Raw genomic sequence first — 17212 nt, 5'->3', positions numbered from 1 at the left:
TCAGTCTCTCATCAAGGCGGTGACGCGCGGCTGACCGTTATGGGCGCCGCCGTTGTAGTTGAGCAGGCGCGACAGCTCGTCGGCGCTGCGCCGGACCTGATTCAAGAGTTCTTCAAAGTTGACGTGGCCGATCTGCGCCGTCGGGATGGTCACGCCCAGGGCCGCGACGATGCCGCCGCTCTGGTCACGCACTGGCGCGGCCACGGTAGAAATCGCCGATTCGAAAAAACCTTCGCCGCTGACAAACCCGCGCTGACGGTCGGCCTGGACCAGGTCGAACAGGGCCATCACGGTTTTCGGCGTGCAGGGCGAGTGTTGTTCCAAGTGCTCTTCGGGGTACAACTCGCGCAACTCGGCCAGCGACAGGTCTTCGAGCAGGATGCGCCCCAGCACGGTGGCGTGGGCGGGCAGGCGGGTGCCGACGTTGACCGCGTTGGAGAACACCGAAGGCGGCGAAACCTTGGCCACGTAGACAATCGAGCGACCGTCACGCACCACCAGGTTGCTCGGGTAGTTGACCCGGTCGCACAAGCGCGCCAGCAACGGCTGGCCCAGTTCGGTCAGCTCCAGCGACGCCAGGTACTCGAAGCCCAGGCGCAGCACGGACATGCCGAGGCGGTATTCATTGCCGCTGCGGGTGACGAAGCCCATGGTCTCCAGGGTGGTCAGCAGGCGGAAAATGGTCGAGCGGGGCAGTGCCAGGCGGCGTGCCAGCTCCGGCGCGGTCAGGGTGCGGTTGCGCCGGCTGAACTCGCAGAGCAGGAGCAGGCCGCGCTCCAGGCCTGGAACGATGTATTTGTCCTGAGCGTCTTTGAGCAGATCGGAATCGTTCATAGGGTTCTACCAGTCAGGGATTGATGAATGGCGCAGGCCAGGCGCCCGGCTACCACTTGGGGTTGCTCGATGGGGCTGGCGTGGCCGGCGTCGGCAATCAGGTTGAAGCTGGCGCCCAGCGCCTTTGCCACGCTCAGGCAGGCCTCGGCGGGGGTGATGCTGTCGGCTTCACCGCAATGCACCTCGCAGGCCATGTCCGGTTGACCATGGCGCAGCAGGTCATCGCCGCACAGCAATTCAATGGCCTGGCGATAACCCACGGGGTTCAGGCGCGCCATGTTCCAACGCACCCAGGCCAGGGCCTGGGGCGTGGCGCGAGGCGACAACATGTGGGCGCTGCGTTTTTCGGCCAGGCCAGCGATGCCCAGGCGTTGCAGGTTGTCCAGGCGTTGCTGACGCACCTGTTGGCGCTGTTGGCCAAGGGCTGGAGCGCCGTAGCCGCGCGCCGGGCTGATCAGCACCAGCCGGTTGACGCGATGGGCTTGTGAACTGCGGGCGAACGCCAGGGCGGTGAGGGCGCCAAGGGAATGGCCGACCAGCACACATTCCTCGACACCCAGTGCATCCAGCATCTGCGCCAGACGGGCTGCGTACTGTTCGGCCTTGGGCGCATCCGACTCCAGCGGGCTGGAGTCGCCGTAGCCGGGAGCGTCCCAGGCGATGACACGGGCCTGGGGCGCCAGTTGCCGCGCCACTTGCAGCCAGGACGCCGCCCCGGAGCCGATACCGTGCAGCAGCACCACCACCGGCCCCGCGCCACACTCGCGCAACGCCTGCTGACCACCGGCCGAGGCCACCAGGCGCTGAGGAAAATCGCGCTCCAGCTGGGTTTGCAGGTCGGCCGTCGGCGCGGCTTGAGAGAGTCCTGGCAGCATGGGCTTATCCGCGCTTGATCGAGGCCAGAGGGTGCTCTGGCGGGTAGGTCGGCGTGATGGGTTTTTTCGCGCCGAGCATCACGCACATCAACGCATCTTCATCGCCGATGTTGATCTCTTCGCGGTACACGCCCGGTGGTACGGAAATCACGTCGCGGTCGGTGAGGATGGTCTCGAAGCGCTCGCCGTCTTTTTCCAGCACCACTTTGAGCTTGCCGCGCAGCACGAAGAACACTTCTTCGACATCGATGTGCAGGTGCGGCGGGCCTTCGTGGCCGGCCGGGATCACCATGGTGGAAAAAGTGAAATGCTCCGACGGGATGGTGTTCATGTCGGTGCTGATACCGGTGCCACCTGTGCCGATGTAGCGCATTTGTGCACGGCGGAACTTGGGGTCGTAGTCGGCCTGGAACTTCAGCGCATCCCAGTCGTACTTGCGCGTTTCGTAACGGGCGATACGGGTGTTCATCCAGCTTTCCAGGCTGGCGCCGGTCGGGCGATCCCAGCTTTTCGGGGTGTCGTTTTGGGCAGATAGATCAGTCATGACAGTCTCCAGATCAAGGCATGACGAACCCGCCGTTGACCGGCAGGGTTTGTCCAGTGATGAAGCGGGCAAGGTCGGACAGCGCGAACAGCACGGCGCCGCTGACGTCTTCGGGCAATTGCGGGCGTTGAATCGCCCGCTGGTCGTTGTACAAACGGTGGCGTGCCTCGGGCACGTAGGCGGTGGCTTCCACCAGCACCAGGCCAGGGGCGATGGCGTTGACCGTGATGTTGTCGGCGCCCAGCTCGCGGGCCAGGCTGCGGGTCATGGCGATGATTGCGCCCTTGCTGGCAACGTAGGCCAACAGGTTCGGCGCGCCCCACAGGGGCGTGTCGGAGGCCAGGTTGACGATGGCGCCGTGGCCGCTGGCTCGCAGCGCCGGCAGGCAGGCGGTAGTCATCAGCCAGGTGCCGCGCACGTTGACCTGCATCACCTGATCCCAGGTGTCGATGCTCAGGTCTTCGCAGCCTTTGCCACCGGAGTTGGTGATGGAGGCGTTGTTCACCAGGCCATCGAGGCCGCCCAGCACATCGAGTGTCGCGGCGATGCATGCCTGGATCGACTCAGGCTGGGCCAGGTCGACAGTGACAGCGTGAACGTCCAGGCCCAGGGCCTGCAGTTCACAGGCTGCCTGTTGCACACGGTCTTGCAGCACATCGGCAATCACCACGCGCGCACCGGCCTGGCCGATGGCTTGGGCGAACCCGTAACCCAGGCCACGGGCACCGCCGGTTACCAGTACGCGACGACCTTCGAGCAAACGGTTTTGATTGTTCATCATTGCGTGCTCAACATGGCTTTGGGCATGTAGTGCAGGACGCGTTTTTCTGCCCACACCACGGCGCCGTAGGCGACCACCCCAATCAGGGTGAGCATGACGATGGCGACGAATACCCCGGCCGTGTTGCCTTGGCCCTCGGCGTCCACCAACAGGAAGCCCAGGCCCTGGTTACCGCCGACCAGCTCGCCGACGGTGACGCCGATCACCGCCAGGGTAGAGGCGATGCGCAGGCCGGAAAACAGCGCGGCCATGGCGGAGGGGAATTCCACCAGGCGAAAGATCTGCCAGCGGCTGGCGTTCATGGTGCGCACCAGGTTGATCATGTCCGGGTCGACCGTGCGGATCGCCGAGAGCACGTTGATCATCACCGGGAAAAACACGATCAGGATCGCGATCAGAATCTTCGGGTAGATGGTGTAGCCCAGCCACATCACGAACAGCGGCGCAAAGGCGACCTTCGGTGCAATCTGCAACGCCAGGATATAGGGCGACAGCATCGCTTCAGCCGCGGGCGACAGGCCCAGGGACACCCCAATCATCACGCCCAGCAAGGCGCCCAGGGCAAAGCCGACGACGATCTCCATGGCGGTGATCAGAGTGTGTTCCAGTAGGCCGCCGCTGTGCCACATCACCAGGCTTTCCTGGGCCACGCGGCTGAGTTTGGGCATGACGAACTCGGGCATGCCGAGCAGCCCAGGGCCCCATTGCCAGAGCGCCAGGAACAGGATCAGCAGCGCCACGCTACCGAGCACGGAGGGGTTCAGGTTTTTCATCGTATGCGTACCTTGTTGTCCGGTGCGTTATTGCGCGGCGACCGGGCTGTCGACGAATTGGTTGGTGAACAGCTCGTCCAGCGGGGTTTCCCGGGGGACGATGCCTTCGCTCACGTAGAACTGACGCACCTTGTCCAGACGCTCGGGGTCGATGTGCCCCAATACGCGCTGGTTGGCGTAGACGTGCTCGACATAGAGCTTGAAGATCTTCTCCAGCGAGTCTTCCTTGCCGGCGTAGGTCGGGACCGCTTTGGCAAAAGTGACGGCGGCGGCGCGCGGGTCCTGGATAATGTCGTGCATGCCTTTGAGGGTGGCCTGGACCACGCCGCGTACCACCTGGGGGTGATTCTTGATGGCGTCATCCGAGGCGAGGATGGCCTGGGCCATGCTTTCGAAAATCTGCTCCTGGGGAATCAGCTTGATCTGCGCGCCGGCTTCTTCGGCGGTGACCATCCAATCCGGCACACCGGCCATGGCCTGGGCCTTGTTGGCTGTAAACAACTGCCAGACCCCGGCAGGCCCCGCGGCCTGAATGTCCACGTCGTTCTTGCCAAGGCCCGCCTTGCGCAACGAAGCGAGCAGCGCGTAGTAGGTGGTGTCGGAATACGACATCACCGTCATGGTCTTGCCCTTGAGGTCGCTGACGTTATTGATGTTGTCCTTGGAGTGGGTTGCGATCATGGTCACGCCGCCCGCACCCAGCACCGCCACGGCGCGCACCGGGATGCCGTTGCCGCGCACCATGATCGGCGTGTCGCCGATGGCGCCGCCGAGCAGGGCATTGCCGGCGCCGATCTGCTTGGCCACATCCACACCACCTTTGGCGGCAATGAACGTGAGGTTCAGGTTCTGGGCCGCGTAATAGCCTTTTTCCTTGGCGATGATCCACGGTGCAAAGGCTGGCAAGTTGGGCGGGGCCGGCAGCAGGTAGGTGACGTCGGTTGGCTGCGCCTGGGCCGCGCAGGTCAGGCCGAGGCCAAGGCTGAGCGCGCAAAAACGTTGGAACAGAGACTTGAGCATGGGAACTCCTGAATCGGTTGGGGGCCGCAAGTGCGGTAATCAGTGCAGTTCGGTGTCGGCGCCGACGTGCAGCAGCTCCATCAGGCGACCGACCAGCGGGCCGATCTCCGGTAGCTTGCGGCGCTCCAGCGGGTTATCGCGAAACGGCAGGTCGATGCTGATTTCTTCGATGATGGTGCCGGGGCGGGCGCTCATGACCAGCAACCGGTCGGACATGGCGATGCCCTCGATCAGGTCGTGGGTGATGAACAGCGCAGTCTTCTTTTCATCGAACAGCATCCGCGCCATGTCCTGTTGCAGGATCATCTTGGTCTGGGCGTCGAGGGCGGAAAACGGCTCATCGAGGAACAGCACCTGGGGGTCGATGGCCAGGGTGCGTGCCAGGGCGGCGCGTTGGCGCATGCCGCCAGAGAGCTGGAACGGGTAGTGGTCGGCGAAGCCGTTGAGGTGGCAACGGTCGAGCAAGTCCAGGGCTACCTTCTGCCGGGTCGCGCTGGGCACGCCTTGAATCTCCAGGCCCAATTCGACGTTGCGGCGAATGCTGCGCCAGGGCATCAGCAAATCTTTTTGCAGCATGAACGCGACTTGTGGCACAGGCCCGGTCACCGGCTCGCCGCCCACGAAGACTTCACCTTCAGTGGGCCGATACAGGCCAGAACCCATATTGAGGATGGTGCTCTTGCCACAGCCGGACGGACCGATGATCGACACGACCTCGCCGCGACGAATCTTGAAGTTCACATCGCGAATGGCAAATGGCGCTTCTGTTTTACCTTTGGCTGGGAAACATTTACCGACATTACGGAATTCAATTTCAGTCGGCTCCAGCTCTTCCTTAAGTGCGGGCGTATTCCATTGGGGCGTCACGGCGTACATCTCTTTCACAGCCATCAGGAAGGTACTCTGGTCTGTTTTATAGGTGATACGCCGTTTAGTGCATGAACAATGCCAGTGAGTTAATTCCTACAAATTTTTGTTGAATTCCCTTTTAAATTAATTGGTTGCGAGACTAAGGTTGCTTATTGAGCGTTTCATATATGAAACCATTGTTTTTATATGGCACGAAACTGCACACCGTTTGTGCATGCAATGGGAACTTGCAATGAATCAATGCTTTTTCAAGTAACGCCGCAGGCGTGATGTTTTATAGGTGAAACGCATTAACAGCGCTTTATATAAGGAGAGGAATTACGGGCAAAAAAAAGGGCCTGAAGAACGAGTCTTCAAGCCCTCAAAAGGTGAGAGGTGTCTAGTCCCTCAGCCTGGTGAGCGGTGCAACAAACGCTTAGGCCTTCAGTGGGACCAAGCGTGGGGCAATCATGTTTTCCGGGCGCAGGATGTCGTCGAGCATGGCGTCGTCGAGCAAGCCTTCTTCGCGTACCAGTTCCAGCACGCCGCGCCCGCTTTCAAGCGCGATACGCGCAATGCGGGTGGCGTTTTCATAGCCGATGTACGGGTTCAGCGCGGTGACCAGGCCGATGGAGTGTTCCACCAGTTCGCGGCAGCGGGCTTCGTTGGCGGTGATGCCGACGATGCAGTGCTCGCGCAGCATGTCCATGGCGCGTTGCAACAGGCGGATCGAGTCGAAGATCTTGAAGGCGATCAGCGGCTCCATCACGTTCAACTGCAGTTGGCCGCCTTCGGCTGCCATGGTCAGGGCCAGGTCGTTACCGATGACCTGGAACGCTACCTGGTTGACCGCTTCCGGGATCACCGGGTTGACCTTGCCGGGCATGATCGAGCTGCCTGGCTGGCGAGCCGGCAGGTTGATCTCGTTGATGCCGGTGCGTGGGCCGCTGGACAGCAGGCGCAGGTCGTTGCAGATCTTCGACAGCTTCACGGCGGTACGCTTGAGCATGCCGGAGAACAGTACGAAGGCGCCCATGTCGGAGGTGGCTTCGATCAGGTCGGCCGCCGGTACCAGCGGCTGGCCGCTGATGGTGGCCAGGCGTTGTACGGCCAGGGCCTGGTAGCGCGGGTCGGCGTTGATGCCGGTACCGATCGCGGTGCCGCCCAGGTTCACTTCGGTCAGCAGCTCTGGCGCCAGGGTTTTCAGGCGGGCCAGGTCTTCACCCAGGGTGGTGGCGAACGCGCGGAATTCCTGGCCGAGGGTCATCGGCACGGCGTCTTGCAATTGGGTGCGGCCCATTTTCAGCACATGGCTGAACTCGGCGCCTTTGGCGGCGAACGCCTGGATCAGGCTGTCGAGGCTGGCCAGCAGCGCGTCATGGCCCAGCAGCAGACCCAGGCGGATCGCGGTCGGGTAGGCGTCGTTGGTCGACTGCGCCATGTTCACGTCGTTGTTGGGGTGCAGGTACTGGTACTCACCCTTCTGGTGACCCATGGCCTCCAGCGCGATGTTGGCGATGACTTCGTTGGCATTCATGTTGGTTGAAGTGCCAGCGCCGCCTTGAATCATGTCCACCACGAACTCTTCGTGGAAATCGCCGCGGATCAGACGAGCACAGGCTTCGCTGATGGCAGCGTGCTTGGCTTCGCTGAGCTGGCCCAACTCGCGGTTGGCGTCAGCCGCTGCTTGCTTGACCATTGCCAGACCGACCACCAATTTCGGGTAATGCGAAATCGGAACGCCCGAGAGACGGAAGTTATTCACCGCTCGCAGGGTCTGGATGCCGTAATACGCTTGAGCCGGTACTTCGAGTACGCCAAGCAGGTCTTTTTCGGTACGGAAAGATGCAGCAGAGGACATGACGGAAATCATCTCAATATGGACCCGGGACTGGCCGGAACGCTGCGAATGCTAGGCTTGTAGAACTTTTTGGGCCAATGCTGTTAAACACTGGCCTATGCACAAACGGCATAATGTGGATGTGACCCGGTTATCTTGGCGGGCGTGTGTGCCAAAATGGTGCATTCCGTGGGAGGCAGTGATGAACCTTGAGAGCAAGTGGTTGGAAGACTTCAGCGCCCTGGCGGCGACGCGTAGTTTTTCCCAGGCGGCTGAGCGGCGCTTTGTCACCCAGCCGGCGTTCAGTCGGCGTATCCGCAGCCTGGAAGCCGCGTTGGGGCTGACGCTGGTCAACCGTTCACGCACGCCGGTGGAGCTGACAGCGGCCGGGCAGTTGTTTCTGGTGACGGCGCGCACGGTGGTCGAACAGCTGGGCGAAGTGCTGCGCCATTTGCATCACCTGGAAGGCGGGCAGGGCGAAGTCATGCAAGTGGCGGCCGCCCACTCCCTGGCCTTGGGGTTCTTCCCGCGGTGGATCGCGCAGTTGCGCAACGAAGGGCTGAACATCGCCACGCGATTGGTCGCCACTAACGTCGGCGACGCGGTACATGCCCTGCGCGAAGGCGGCTGCGACCTGATGCTGGCGTTCTACGACCCGGACGCGGCGATGCAAATGGATGCCGAGATTTTCCCGTCGCTGCACCTGGGCAACACCGAAATGCTCCCGGTGTGCGCCGCCGATGCCGATGGCAAGCCGCTGTTCGACCTGGAGGGCGAGGGCAGCGTACCGCTGCTGGCCTACAGCGCCGGCGCGTTCCTGGGCCGCTCGGTGAATTTGCTACTGCGCCAGCGGGCCCTGCGCTTTACGACCATTTACGAAACCGCCATGGCCGACAGCCTCAAGAGCATGGCGCTCGAAGGCTTGGGTATTGCTTGGGTGCCGCAGTTGAGCGTGCGTGCAGAGTTGGCACGCGGCGAACTGGTGGTGTGCGGCGGGCCGCAATGGCATGTGCCCCTGGAGATTCGCTTGTATCGCTGCGCGTTGGTGCGCAAGGCGAATGTGCGGTTGTTGTGGCGCAAGCTCGAGAGTGGCATCGCAGTGAGTTCCTCCGCATGAGCGGAGGCAGGTCAGTGATTGTTCGAGCTGATGGAAGTAAAACGTAAAAGCGCAGTTGGTATTAATCTTTACTGGCCAGATAATTCTTAATATTTTGCCGATTGGCGGGGCTGAAAGTGTAAGTGGTGGAACTACTACTGTGGGGTGCCATATAGGTATAAGTCTTAATGTCCTCGTACCAGCTTCCGAATAGCCGCCAAGCCTCAAGGAGCTTAATACCACTGGCCCAGCGGCGCTTGATATGCACTTCAGAGTCGTCATGTTTGGCCCCTAGTAAATGACCGATCTCATGCGCGACGACTTCTGGCGAGACCAATGAAGCGATGGCGAATGTTCCGCCTTTGCTTTCCCCATATGTCCTCGCGGCGCCTAAAACTCTATCGTTTAATTTGTCGTTGGTAACGAGAACGACTTTGGTCAAATCATTGGTTTTTAAGCCGTTTTTAGTCATTTCGTCGAGAATTTTAGCGCCGAGAGTTGTCCAGCGTGTTGCAGCGTCATCAAAATCATCACCTTTGTATTCCATACTGCTTTGGGGCTCGCCCTGCGCGAAGATGACATTGATTTTCCGCTCTGCGAAGCTCTCCAGCTCTTTTACGACGGCGTGAAAATAATCAGCGTAAATGGTTTTTCGTTTGGACTGTGCCACGTCATTATGAATAACAGCGATAATGGTAATGTCTTTTTTGGATGTACCTTCGATTGTCTGAGTCATCCTTTAATCCTTCAAGAAGTTAAAAGTAATTGATAGTGAATCAGGATGCCGGTGAGTTTATTGAATGAGGGCGTTCCCTCTGGCGGTAATTAATTCTCGACGGTACGTCGGTTTGGCGAGCGGACGTGAGTGTCGTGCTTTGGGTGCGTTAGAGGCTGACCTTAGAGTCAATAAATCGCTCGGTAGCTAGGAATGACAGATGGTCATCCCAGGGGCTGTTTATCTGGATTATTACGGTATACTGCGCGGCCTTCGGCCGGTCCAACCGGCCTTAATTCGTACACCAAGCCACGCCGGATTTCCTGCGTGGCTTGTTGTTTTTTGACGCGCCTGCGGGCGCCCAGAGAGAAGAGGCACGACGATGAGTGCATTGGTTGGCGTGATCATGGGCTCCAAGTCCGATTGGTCCACCCTTAGCCACACCGCCGATATGCTGGAAAAACTCGGCATTCCGTACGAAGTGAAGGTGGTCTCCGCCCACCGCACCCCGGATTTGCTGTTCCAGTATGCCGATGAAGCAGAATCCCGTGGCATCGAGGTGATCATCGCCGGTGCCGGCGGCGCTGCGCACTTGCCTGGCATGTGTGCGGCCAAGACTCACCTGCCCGTACTTGGCGTGCCGGTGCAGTCGTCGATGCTCTCGGGCGTGGATTCGCTGTTGTCCATCGTGCAGATGCCGGCCGGCATCCCGGTGGCAACCCTGGCGATCGGCAAGGCCGGCGCGATCAACGCAGCCTTGCTGTCGGCCAGCATCCTGGGCGCCAAGCACCCGCAGTTTCATGCGGTGCTGAAAAAATTCCGTGCTGAGCAGACAGACAGCGTGCTGGACAATCCAGACCCACGCATTGCCTGAGGTTGTTATTGATGAAGATCGGTGTAATCGGTGGCGGCCAACTGGGCCGCATGCTGGCTTTGGCGGGTACGCCGCTGGGGATGAACTTCGCTTTCCTGGACCCGGCGCCTGACGCCTGCGCTGCGGCCCTGGGTGAACACCTGCGCGCTGACTACAGCGACCCGGACCACCTGCGCCAACTGGCCGATGAAGTTGACCTGGTGACCTTCGAATTCGAAAGCGTCCCGGCCGAAACCGTGGCCTTCCTGTCGCAGTTCGTGCCGGTGTACCCGAGCGCCGAAGCTTTGCGCATCGCTCGCGACCGCTGGTTCGAAAAGAGCATGTTCAAGGACCTGGGCATTCCGACACCCGCCTTCGCCGATATCCAGTCCCAGGCCGACCTGGACGCTGCGGTTGCCAGCATCGGCCTGCCGGCGGTGTTGAAAACCCGCACCCTGGGCTACGACGGCAAGGGCCAGAAAGTCCTGCGCACCGCCGCCGATGTGGTCGGTACTTTTGCCGAGCTGGGCAGCGTCGCCTGCCTGCTGGAAGGCTTTGTGCCGTTCACCGGCGAAGTCTCGCTGATCGCCGTGCGTGCCCGCGATGGCGAAACACGCTTTTACCCGTTGGTGCACAACACCCACGTCAACGGCATCCTGAAGGTGTCGGTAGCCAGCACTGACCACCCGCTGCAGGCCCTGGCCGAAGATTATTCCAGCCGCGTCCTCAAGCAACTGGATTATGTCGGCGTGATGGCGTTCGAGTTCTTTGAAGTCGACGGTGGCCTGAAGGCCAACGAAATCGCCCCGCGTGTGCACAACTCCGGGCACTGGACCACCGAAGGCGCCGAGTGCAGCCAGTTCGAAAACCACCTGCGGGCGGTGGCGGGCTTGCCGTTGGGCTCCACGGCCAAGATCGGCGAGAGCGCCATGCTCAACTTCATCGGTTCTGTGCCGCCGGTAGAGCGCGTGATGGCGATCAAGGATTGCCATGTGCATCACTACGGCAAGGCCTTCAAGGCTGGGCGCAAGGTCGGCCACGCCAACCTGCGTTGCAAGGACCGTGCGACGTTGCAGGCGCAGATCCTCAAGGTTGAAGCGCTGATCGCCGAACAATAAGCCTGGCCCTGGCGGGAACCATTGGGGTTCTGCGTCTCTCTGATTGCAGGATGCCAAAGCCTGACTAGGCTTTGGCATGACTCATACCAATCAGAGGGAAATGCCATGGGTATCATCGGAACCATCTTTATCGGCTTGATCGTCGGCCTCCTGGCGCGCTTCCTCAAGCCTGGCGACGACAGCATGGGCTGGATCATGACCATCCTGCTGGGTATCGCCGGTTCCCTGGCCGCGACCTACGGCGGTCAGGCCCTGGGGATCTACCAGGCAGGCCAGGGCGCAGGCTTCATCGGCGCGCTGGTAGGTGCCATCGTGTTGCTGGTGATCTACGGCCTGGTCAAAAAGAAGTAATCAGCCGACAAAGTCCTCTGCGCTGCGCAGGCGCAGAGGGCTAGAATGCTCGGCACTTGTATTTGCCGAGCCTCTCCATGCGCCGTCTTCTGTTAACGCTTCTTCTGCTGGGCTCTGGCCTGGCGCACGCTGGCGAACTGCCGGAAACCGACTGGCTCGACCTGATGCCGCTGTCGGATCAGAAAGCCCTCGAGGCCATGCCCGAGATCGACCACAACTCCCCCGAAGCCCAAGGCACGTTTACCGAAAAGGGTGGCTTGAAGCAGAGCAAGGGCCTGCCTGCGGTGATGTATTCCACCAAGACCGTAGCGGCCATGAACGGTAAGAATATCCGCATTGGTGGGTATCCGGTGCCGCTTGAAACGGACGCCAAGGGCCGCAGCACGCTGTTCTTCCTAGTGCCTTACCCGGGCGCATGTATCCATGTGCCGCCACCGCCGCCCAATCAATTGGTGCTGGTGCGCTATCCCAAGGGGCTGAAGCTGGATGATATCTACACGCCGCTGTGGGTCACGGGCACGCTGAAGGTGGAGAAGGTCAATAACGACTTGGCGGATGCTGCGTATGCGCTGGAGGCGGGGAAGGTGCGGGTAGTAAAGGAATCTGATCTCTAAAGCCCAATACATAACCAATGTGGGAGGGCCCTGAACTCTGTAGGAGCGAGTTTGCTCGCGAAAAACGTCAACGATAACGCGTGTTTCCTGAATAAACACGGCGTCTGTGGGTTTTTCGCGAGCAAGCTCGCTCCTACAATTTACTACAGGGTGATAGCGGTGATGCTTACGCCCAGAGTGTGGCTTTCACCGGGTGCCAAAGCCACCACATCATCCAGCACATTCGCTGTCTCGATGCACAACATACCCTGCCAGCCGTCATCGGCCATATCGTCGAAAGCCTTGGCGCGTTCGGTCCAGGGGTTCCAGACCACGGTGGATTTGGAGCCTTCGCTGGTGAGCTGGATACGGCGCTGCCAGTCGCTATCAACGATATTCAACTGTGCAGGCGTATTCAGGTAAATGCGGTCTGTCTCGGCGCGAAAGTGCAGCAGCCCGGCTTGCTGCTTCTCGGCCCACCCATCGGCGGTATCGATGTAATCCACGCCATCCAGGCCCTCGACCTGCACCTTGCGCACATCGCTCACGGCGAAGTAGGTGTGCAATGCCTGGCTGAGGGTCACGGTGTCGGTGCCACGGTTGTGACTGGTCAGGCGGATATGCAGTTGATCGTCCAGCAGCAGGCTCAGCGTCAGGTCTACCTGATGGGGCCAGCCTGGAAAACCGCCCGCCGGCACCGGCAATACCAGGTCGACTCGCAGCGTCTGGCCGTCGAGTTCGGTGGCGGCCAGTTCCCAGCGGGCGGTGCGCACAAAACCGTGGGCGCCGGCAGGCTGATCGCTCTGGCGCATGGCTTTGACGCTTTGCGGGTTGCGGTCGAACACCCCAAACCACGGCCAGCACACCGGTACGCCGGTACGAATGCCTTTGCCCTGCTTGAACACGGCCTCAGGGTTCGGCCAGATCAGTGGCTGTTCGCCCTCGCGCTGGTAACTGAAGATATGCGCACCCTGTTGGGCCACCATCAACTCGGCGCCGTTGTGGCGGATGCGCCAGCAGTCCAGCTCGTCGATTTTTACCGTCTCAACGTGGGGCGTAGGCATGACAAAGCTCTCTTAGTGGCAGGCAATGGGGCAATTGACCGTTAAAACCCGGCGAGGTTTAACGCGCCCGTGACGGTACCGAGCGCGTGCGGCCGCTGCCATCGATGGCGACGAACACAAATACGGCTTCGGTCACCTTGCGCCATTCGCTGGACAACGGATCGTCGCTCCACACTTCGACCATCATCTGGATCGAGCTGCGGCCGATTTCCAGGGCTTGGGTATAGAAGGAAAGCTGCGCGCCCACGGCCACCGGCACCAGGAACGCCATGCGATCAATGGCCACGGTGGCCACGCGCCCACCGGCGACCTTGCTGGCCATTGCCGTGCCCGCCAGGTCCATCTGTGCGACCAACCAGCCGCCGAAGATATCGCCAAAGCCGTTGGTTTCACGCGGAAGCGCGGTGATTTGCAGGGCGAGATCGCCTTGCGGGATAGGATCTTCTTGTTCGAGTTCGATCATGCCGGGGGTGCCTCTGACCCGTGACTCTTGGACTATGTAATCGGTGAATAGCCGTCTTGGAAAAACGATTCAGCCCCGAACATACTACGTTCGTCACGTTTTTCGAAAGGCGCCTTGAGGGAAACTCTGCGAAATCGGCTGGCCGGTGCCAACGACGGTTTCGCGCAACTTCCACGCAATAGACAGGTGCAGGGCTGGGAGTATATCGGTCGATAGCCTGCGCGACGACCATCTGCTCCTGATTTTGTGCATCTATATAGACGAGTTTCCAGGCGTCAAAAAATTGGCCAAAACGGTCATTCAAGTTGAGGGGTTTGACCATTGTTTCTTTTTAGCGCTGGCCGTCAGTATTTGATGGCGTTTTCGGCCCCCCATAATAATTCGGGAAGGGAATAAGTCGCTTCGCAAGTGGGGATGCTTGCGAGGTGGCGCTGATGCGGCGCAAGGGTTTGGACTGTGCTTTTCCGGGCAATTTGCTATCGTGCCGGACCTGCCAGGCGCAAACCCACGCTGTTGCGGATTCCTGATCTGACTAATAAGAGAAGCCTTGCCATGACCACAGTGCCTTCAAGCATTGCGCCGCCCGCACGACCACTTAACCGCAACGACTACAAAACCCTGTCGCTGTCTGCCCTGGGTGGGGCGCTGGAGTTCTACGACTTCATCATCTTCGTGTTTTTCGCCACCGTGGTCGGGAAACTGTTCTTCCCTGTCGACATGCCCGAATGGCTGCGCATGATGCAGACGTTCGGCATCTTCGCGGCCGGCTACCTGGCGCGCCCGCTGGGCGGCATCATCATGGCGCACTTCGGTGACCTGCTGGGCCGCAAGAAGATGTTCACCCTGAGCATCTTCATGATGGCCGTGCCGACCCTGATCATGGGCCTGCTGCCGACCTATGCACAGATCGGCCTGTGGGCGCCGCTGCTGCTGCTGTTGATGCGCGTGATCCAGGGCGCAGCGATTGGCGGCGAAGTACCGGGCGCTTGGGTGTTCGTCTCCGAGCACGTCCCGCCGCGCCACATCGGCTACGCCTGCGGCACCCTGACCAGCGGCCTCACCGCCGGTATTTTGCTCGGCTCGCTGGTAGCCACCGCTATTAATACGGCCTATACACCGGAACAGGTCTCTGATTACGCCTGGCGTATCCCGTTCCTGCTCGGTGGCGTATTCGGCCTGCTGTCGGTGTACCTGCGTCGCTGGCTGCATGAAACCCCGATCTTCGCCGAGATGCAGCAACGCAAAAGCCTGGCCGCTGAACTGCCGTTGCGCGCCGTGTTGCGCGATCACCGTGGCGCCATTGTGCTGTCGATGCTGCTGACCTGGCTGCTGTCGGCCGGCGTGGTGGTGGTGATCCTGATGACCCCGACCGTGCTGCAAACCATCTACCACTTCAGCCCTACGGTTGCGCTGCAAGCCAACAGCCTGGCCATCGTGACCCTGAGCCTGGGCTGCATCGCCTCGGGTGCCCTGGCCGACCGTTTTGGCGCCGGCCGCGTGCTGGTAACCGGTTGCGCACTGCTGCTGGCAACTTCCTGGACGCTGTACCACAGCCTGATGGCCCACCCGGACTGGCTGTTCCCGTTGTATGCCTTGACTGGCCTGTTTGTCGGCACCATCGGTGTGGTGCCCTACGTGATGGTCAAAGCCTTCCCGCCGGTGGTGCGCTTCAGCGGTCTGTCGTTCTCCTACAACGTTGCTTATGCCGTGTTCGGTGGGCTGACGCCATTGGTGGTGTCGCTGCTGATGAAGGAGAGCCCGATGGGGCCGGCTTACTACGTGGCTATCCTCTGTGTGATGGGGATGGCGGTAGGCGGCTACCTGTGGAAACGCGGCCGCTAAAAACCGCCTGATCACTGTGGTGGGTGAGTAGGCTTCCTCACCACAGTGAACGTGTTTGTTCTGTTTTTTACTTCGCTTCCCGATAGTGGCCTTTCATCTAATTGTCATATTTAAGACATAGAGTGTTCACACGGCCTGCCGATACTTGGCCCCGATCCAATTATCCCTATCTGCTAGGAGCAAGGCATGAAACTGAAACGTTTGATGGCGGCAATGACTTTTGTCGCTGCTGGCGTTGCGACCGCCAACGCGGTGGCCGCTGGTGTTGATCCGGCAATCCCGGCTTACGTCAAGACCACTGGTGTGTCGGGCAACCTGTCCAGCGTCGGCTCCGATACCCTGGCTAACCTGATGACCCTGTGGGCCGAGGGTTACAAAAAGGAATACCCGAACGTCAACATCCAGATTCAAGCTGCCGGCTCTGCCACTGCGCCACCTGCGTTGACTGAAGGCACCTCCAACCTGGGCCCGATGAGCCGCAAGATGAAGGACACCGAATTGGCGGCCTTCGAGCAGAAGTACGGCTACAAGCCAACCGCTATCCCGGTTGCCGTGGATGCCCTGGCGGTATTTGTGCACAAGGACAACCCGATCCAGCACCTGACCATGGAACAGGTCGACGCCATCTTCTCGTCGACGCGTCTGTGCGGCGCCAAAGCCGACGTGAAAACCTGGGGCGACCTGGGCGTGACCGGCGACCTGGCCAACAAGCCAGTGCAACTGTTCGGGCGTAACTCGGTATCCGGCACCTACGGCTACTTCAAGGAAGAAGCCCTGTGCAAAGGCGACTACAAGCCAAACGTGAACGAACAACCGGGTTCGGCTTCGGTCGTGCAGTCGATCAGCTCCTCGCTGAACGGCATCGGTTACTCGGGCATCGGCTACAAGACCGCCAGCGTGAAGACCGTGCCACTGGCCAAGAAAGGCAGCACTGACTACATCGAAGACTCCGAAGAAAACGCCCTGAACGGCAAGTATCCGCTGTCGCGTTTCCTCTACGTGTACGTCAACAAAGCCCCGAACAAGCCACTGGCGCCGCTGGAAGCTGAGTTCGTGAAACTGGTGCTGTCCAAGCAGGGCCAGGAAGTCGTGGTCAAAGACGGCTACATCCCACTGCCAGCCAAAGTCGCCGCCAAGGCCCTGGCTGACCTGGGTTTGAAAGAAGGCAACTAAGTAGCTGGGCTGGGTAAAACCGGCCCTTCTGTAGGAGCGAGCTTGCTCGCGAAAGACGATAGGGCACCGCGTTTATTCAGAAATGGCGCGTTATCGTTGACGATCTTCGCGAGCAAGCTCGCTCCTACAGAGACTCCTAATTTTTTATCCGCTGCCAGCCCTGCTTCGCGGCGGATTTGTTGCGTCACTTCACTGTCATCTTTCTGTCATACAGGATCGCTAGGGTGTGCGCATGAATGATCTGGCCAATTCCACCATGACGACGACTTCCCCTCCCAAGCGCATTGATTTCAATACGCCTGAGCTGCAACGCAAGCGCCGCATCCGCGCGCTCAAGGATCGCTTCACCCGTTGGTATGTGCTGGTCGGCGGCCTCGCCGTGCTGGCGGCCATTACCCTGATCTTCTTCTTCCTCGCCTACGTGGTCG

General features: G+C 60.4%; 18 protein-coding genes. 7 read left to right on the top strand and 11 right to left on the bottom strand.

From position 1 onward, the window contains the following. The 8 genes from ACWHXD_RS31005 to aspA form a co-directional block, all read right to left on the bottom strand. On the bottom strand, nucleotides 1-834 hold the full coding sequence (locus ACWHXD_RS31005; RefSeq protein WP_003195671.1) for an IclR family transcriptional regulator: 834 nt from the start codon (nucleotides 832-834) through the stop codon (nucleotides 1-3). Beyond that, the gene (locus tag ACWHXD_RS31000; RefSeq protein WP_138761979.1) at nucleotides 831-1709 is read right to left on the bottom strand and encodes an alpha/beta fold hydrolase; all 879 of its coding nucleotides are present in this window, start codon (nucleotides 1707-1709) and stop codon (nucleotides 831-833) included. The genes ACWHXD_RS31005 and ACWHXD_RS31000 overlap by 4 nt, the downstream gene beginning before the upstream one ends. A gap of 4 nt (nucleotides 1710-1713) precedes the next feature. After that, on the bottom strand, nucleotides 1714-2253 hold the full coding sequence (locus ACWHXD_RS30995) for a cupin domain-containing protein (protein ID WP_032894482.1): 540 nt from the start codon (nucleotides 2251-2253) through the stop codon (nucleotides 1714-1716). Between the two features lie 13 nt (nucleotides 2254-2266). Next, complete coding sequence (locus tag ACWHXD_RS30990) at nucleotides 2267-3034, bottom strand: SDR family oxidoreductase (protein WP_171905447.1); 768 nt, start codon at nucleotides 3032-3034, stop codon at nucleotides 2267-2269. Then, complete coding sequence (locus tag ACWHXD_RS30985) at nucleotides 3031-3807, bottom strand: ABC transporter permease (protein WP_032894483.1); 777 nt, start codon at nucleotides 3805-3807, stop codon at nucleotides 3031-3033. The genes ACWHXD_RS30990 and ACWHXD_RS30985 overlap by 4 nt, the downstream gene beginning before the upstream one ends. 27 nt (nucleotides 3808-3834) lie before the next feature. Further along, nucleotides 3835-4827, bottom strand: coding sequence for an ABC transporter substrate-binding protein (locus tag ACWHXD_RS30980; RefSeq protein ID WP_032894484.1), 993 nt, complete (start codon nucleotides 4825-4827; stop codon nucleotides 3835-3837). A 39-nt stretch (nucleotides 4828-4866) separates the two neighbouring features. Further along, nucleotides 4867-5703, bottom strand: a complete 837-nt coding sequence (locus ACWHXD_RS30975) for an ABC transporter ATP-binding protein (protein WP_050499539.1) — start codon at nucleotides 5701-5703, stop codon at nucleotides 4867-4869. A gap of 409 nt (nucleotides 5704-6112) precedes the next feature. After that, the gene (gene aspA, locus ACWHXD_RS30970; RefSeq protein WP_003195657.1) at nucleotides 6113-7537 is read right to left on the bottom strand and encodes an aspartate ammonia-lyase; all 1425 of its coding nucleotides are present in this window, start codon (nucleotides 7535-7537) and stop codon (nucleotides 6113-6115) included. 181 nt (nucleotides 7538-7718) lie between these two features. Here aspA and ACWHXD_RS30965 point away from each other — a divergent pair, with 181 nt between their 5' ends. Continuing rightward, nucleotides 7719-8633 carry a LysR substrate-binding domain-containing protein gene (locus ACWHXD_RS30965; RefSeq protein ID WP_032894486.1) on the top strand — a complete coding sequence of 305 codons (915 nt, stop codon included), beginning with the start codon at nucleotides 7719-7721 and terminating at the stop codon, nucleotides 8631-8633. Nucleotides 8634-8694: 61 nt separating this feature from the next. Here the strand turns inward: ACWHXD_RS30965 and ACWHXD_RS30960 are convergent, their stop codons facing one another. Then, complete coding sequence (locus ACWHXD_RS30960; RefSeq protein WP_098950024.1) at nucleotides 8695-9348, bottom strand: M12 family metallo-peptidase; 654 nt, start codon at nucleotides 9346-9348, stop codon at nucleotides 8695-8697. Between the two features lie 361 nt (nucleotides 9349-9709). Between ACWHXD_RS30960 and purE the strand changes: the two genes are divergently transcribed. The 4 genes from purE to ACWHXD_RS30940 all read left to right on the top strand — a co-directional run bounded on the left by purE (nucleotide 9710) and on the right by ACWHXD_RS30940 (nucleotide 12263). After that, nucleotides 9710-10201 carry a 5-(carboxyamino)imidazole ribonucleotide mutase gene (purE, locus tag ACWHXD_RS30955; protein WP_003195648.1) on the top strand — a complete coding sequence of 164 codons (492 nt, stop codon included), beginning with the start codon at nucleotides 9710-9712 and terminating at the stop codon, nucleotides 10199-10201. 11 nt (nucleotides 10202-10212) lie between these two features. Next, complete coding sequence (locus ACWHXD_RS30950; RefSeq protein WP_032894489.1) at nucleotides 10213-11298, top strand: 5-(carboxyamino)imidazole ribonucleotide synthase; 1086 nt, start codon at nucleotides 10213-10215, stop codon at nucleotides 11296-11298. A gap of 105 nt (nucleotides 11299-11403) precedes the next feature. After that, complete coding sequence (locus ACWHXD_RS30945; RefSeq protein ID WP_003195642.1) at nucleotides 11404-11649, top strand: GlsB/YeaQ/YmgE family stress response membrane protein; 246 nt, start codon at nucleotides 11404-11406, stop codon at nucleotides 11647-11649. 77 nt (nucleotides 11650-11726) lie between these two features. After that, nucleotides 11727-12263, top strand: coding sequence for a DUF3299 domain-containing protein (locus ACWHXD_RS30940; RefSeq protein WP_003195640.1), 537 nt, complete (start codon nucleotides 11727-11729; stop codon nucleotides 12261-12263). Between the two features lie 143 nt (nucleotides 12264-12406). Here ACWHXD_RS30940 and ACWHXD_RS30935 read toward each other — a convergent pair whose 3' ends face one another. Together ACWHXD_RS30935 and ACWHXD_RS30930 are read right to left on the bottom strand one after the other, a co-directional pair. Next, nucleotides 12407-13306, bottom strand: a complete 900-nt coding sequence (locus ACWHXD_RS30935; protein ID WP_138761980.1) for a D-hexose-6-phosphate mutarotase — start codon at nucleotides 13304-13306, stop codon at nucleotides 12407-12409. 58 nt (nucleotides 13307-13364) lie between these two features. Continuing rightward, entirely contained in the window at nucleotides 13365-13769 is a 405-nt protein-coding gene (locus ACWHXD_RS30930; RefSeq protein WP_003176975.1) for an acyl-CoA thioesterase, read from the bottom strand. 561 nt (nucleotides 13770-14330) lie between these two features. Here ACWHXD_RS30930 and ACWHXD_RS30925 point away from each other — a divergent pair. After that, nucleotides 14331-15611 (top strand): MFS transporter, encoded by a 1281-nt coding sequence (locus tag ACWHXD_RS30925; RefSeq protein ID WP_192901635.1) that lies wholly within the window; start codon nucleotides 14331-14333, stop codon nucleotides 15609-15611. A 186-nt stretch (nucleotides 15612-15797) separates the two neighbouring features. Continuing rightward, complete coding sequence (locus tag ACWHXD_RS30920; RefSeq protein ID WP_003195633.1) at nucleotides 15798-16784, top strand: phosphate ABC transporter substrate-binding protein PstS; 987 nt, start codon at nucleotides 15798-15800, stop codon at nucleotides 16782-16784. Nucleotides 16785-17212 lie beyond the last annotated feature (428 nt).

It is taken from the genome of Pseudomonas fjordensis (assembly GCF_976987115.1).
The sequence above is the reverse complement of the archived record's forward strand: the minus strand, read 5'-3'. Positions and strand labels throughout refer to the sequence as shown.

Bases quoted from the DNA above. Each gene is read 5' to 3' on its own strand.
- ACWHXD_RS30985 (WP_032894483.1), bottom strand. From the start codon at position 3,807: ATGAAAAACCTGAACCCCTCCGTGCTCGGTAGCGTGGCGCTGCTGATC.
- ACWHXD_RS31000 (WP_138761979.1), bottom strand. From the start codon at position 1,709: ATGCTGCCAGGACTCTCTCAAGCCGCGCCGACGGCCGACCTGCAAACC.
- ACWHXD_RS30965 (WP_032894486.1), top strand. From the start codon at position 7,719: ATGAACCTTGAGAGCAAGTGGTTGGAAGACTTCAGCGCCCTGGCGGCG.
- ACWHXD_RS30975 (WP_050499539.1), bottom strand. From the start codon at position 5,703: ATGTACGCCGTGACGCCCCAATGGAATACGCCCGCACTTAAGGAAGAG.
- ACWHXD_RS30930 (WP_003176975.1), bottom strand. From the start codon at position 13,769: ATGATCGAACTCGAACAAGAAGATCCTATCCCGCAAGGCGATCTCGCC.
- ACWHXD_RS30960 (WP_098950024.1), bottom strand. From the start codon at position 9,348: ATGACTCAGACAATCGAAGGTACATCCAAAAAAGACATTACCATTATC.
- ACWHXD_RS30935 (WP_138761980.1), bottom strand. From the start codon at position 13,306: ATGCCTACGCCCCACGTTGAGACGGTAAAAATCGACGAGCTGGACTGC.
- ACWHXD_RS30995 (WP_032894482.1), bottom strand. From the start codon at position 2,253: ATGACTGATCTATCTGCCCAAAACGACACCCCGAAAAGCTGGGATCGC.
- ACWHXD_RS30945 (WP_003195642.1), top strand. From the start codon at position 11,404: ATGGGTATCATCGGAACCATCTTTATCGGCTTGATCGTCGGCCTCCTG.
- ACWHXD_RS30990 (WP_171905447.1), bottom strand. From the start codon at position 3,034: ATGATGAACAATCAAAACCGTTTGCTCGAAGGTCGTCGCGTACTGGTA.
- ACWHXD_RS30940 (WP_003195640.1), top strand. From the start codon at position 11,727: ATGCGCCGTCTTCTGTTAACGCTTCTTCTGCTGGGCTCTGGCCTGGCG.
- ACWHXD_RS30980 (WP_032894484.1), bottom strand. From the start codon at position 4,827: ATGCTCAAGTCTCTGTTCCAACGTTTTTGCGCGCTCAGCCTTGGCCTC.
- ACWHXD_RS30920 (WP_003195633.1), top strand. From the start codon at position 15,798: ATGAAACTGAAACGTTTGATGGCGGCAATGACTTTTGTCGCTGCTGGC.
- aspA (WP_003195657.1), bottom strand. From the start codon at position 7,537: ATGTCCTCTGCTGCATCTTTCCGTACCGAAAAAGACCTGCTTGGCGTA.
- ACWHXD_RS30950 (WP_032894489.1), top strand. From the start codon at position 10,213: ATGAAGATCGGTGTAATCGGTGGCGGCCAACTGGGCCGCATGCTGGCT.
- purE (WP_003195648.1), top strand. From the start codon at position 9,710: ATGAGTGCATTGGTTGGCGTGATCATGGGCTCCAAGTCCGATTGGTCC.
- ACWHXD_RS31005 (WP_003195671.1), bottom strand. From the start codon at position 834: ATGAACGATTCCGATCTGCTCAAAGACGCTCAGGACAAATACATCGTT.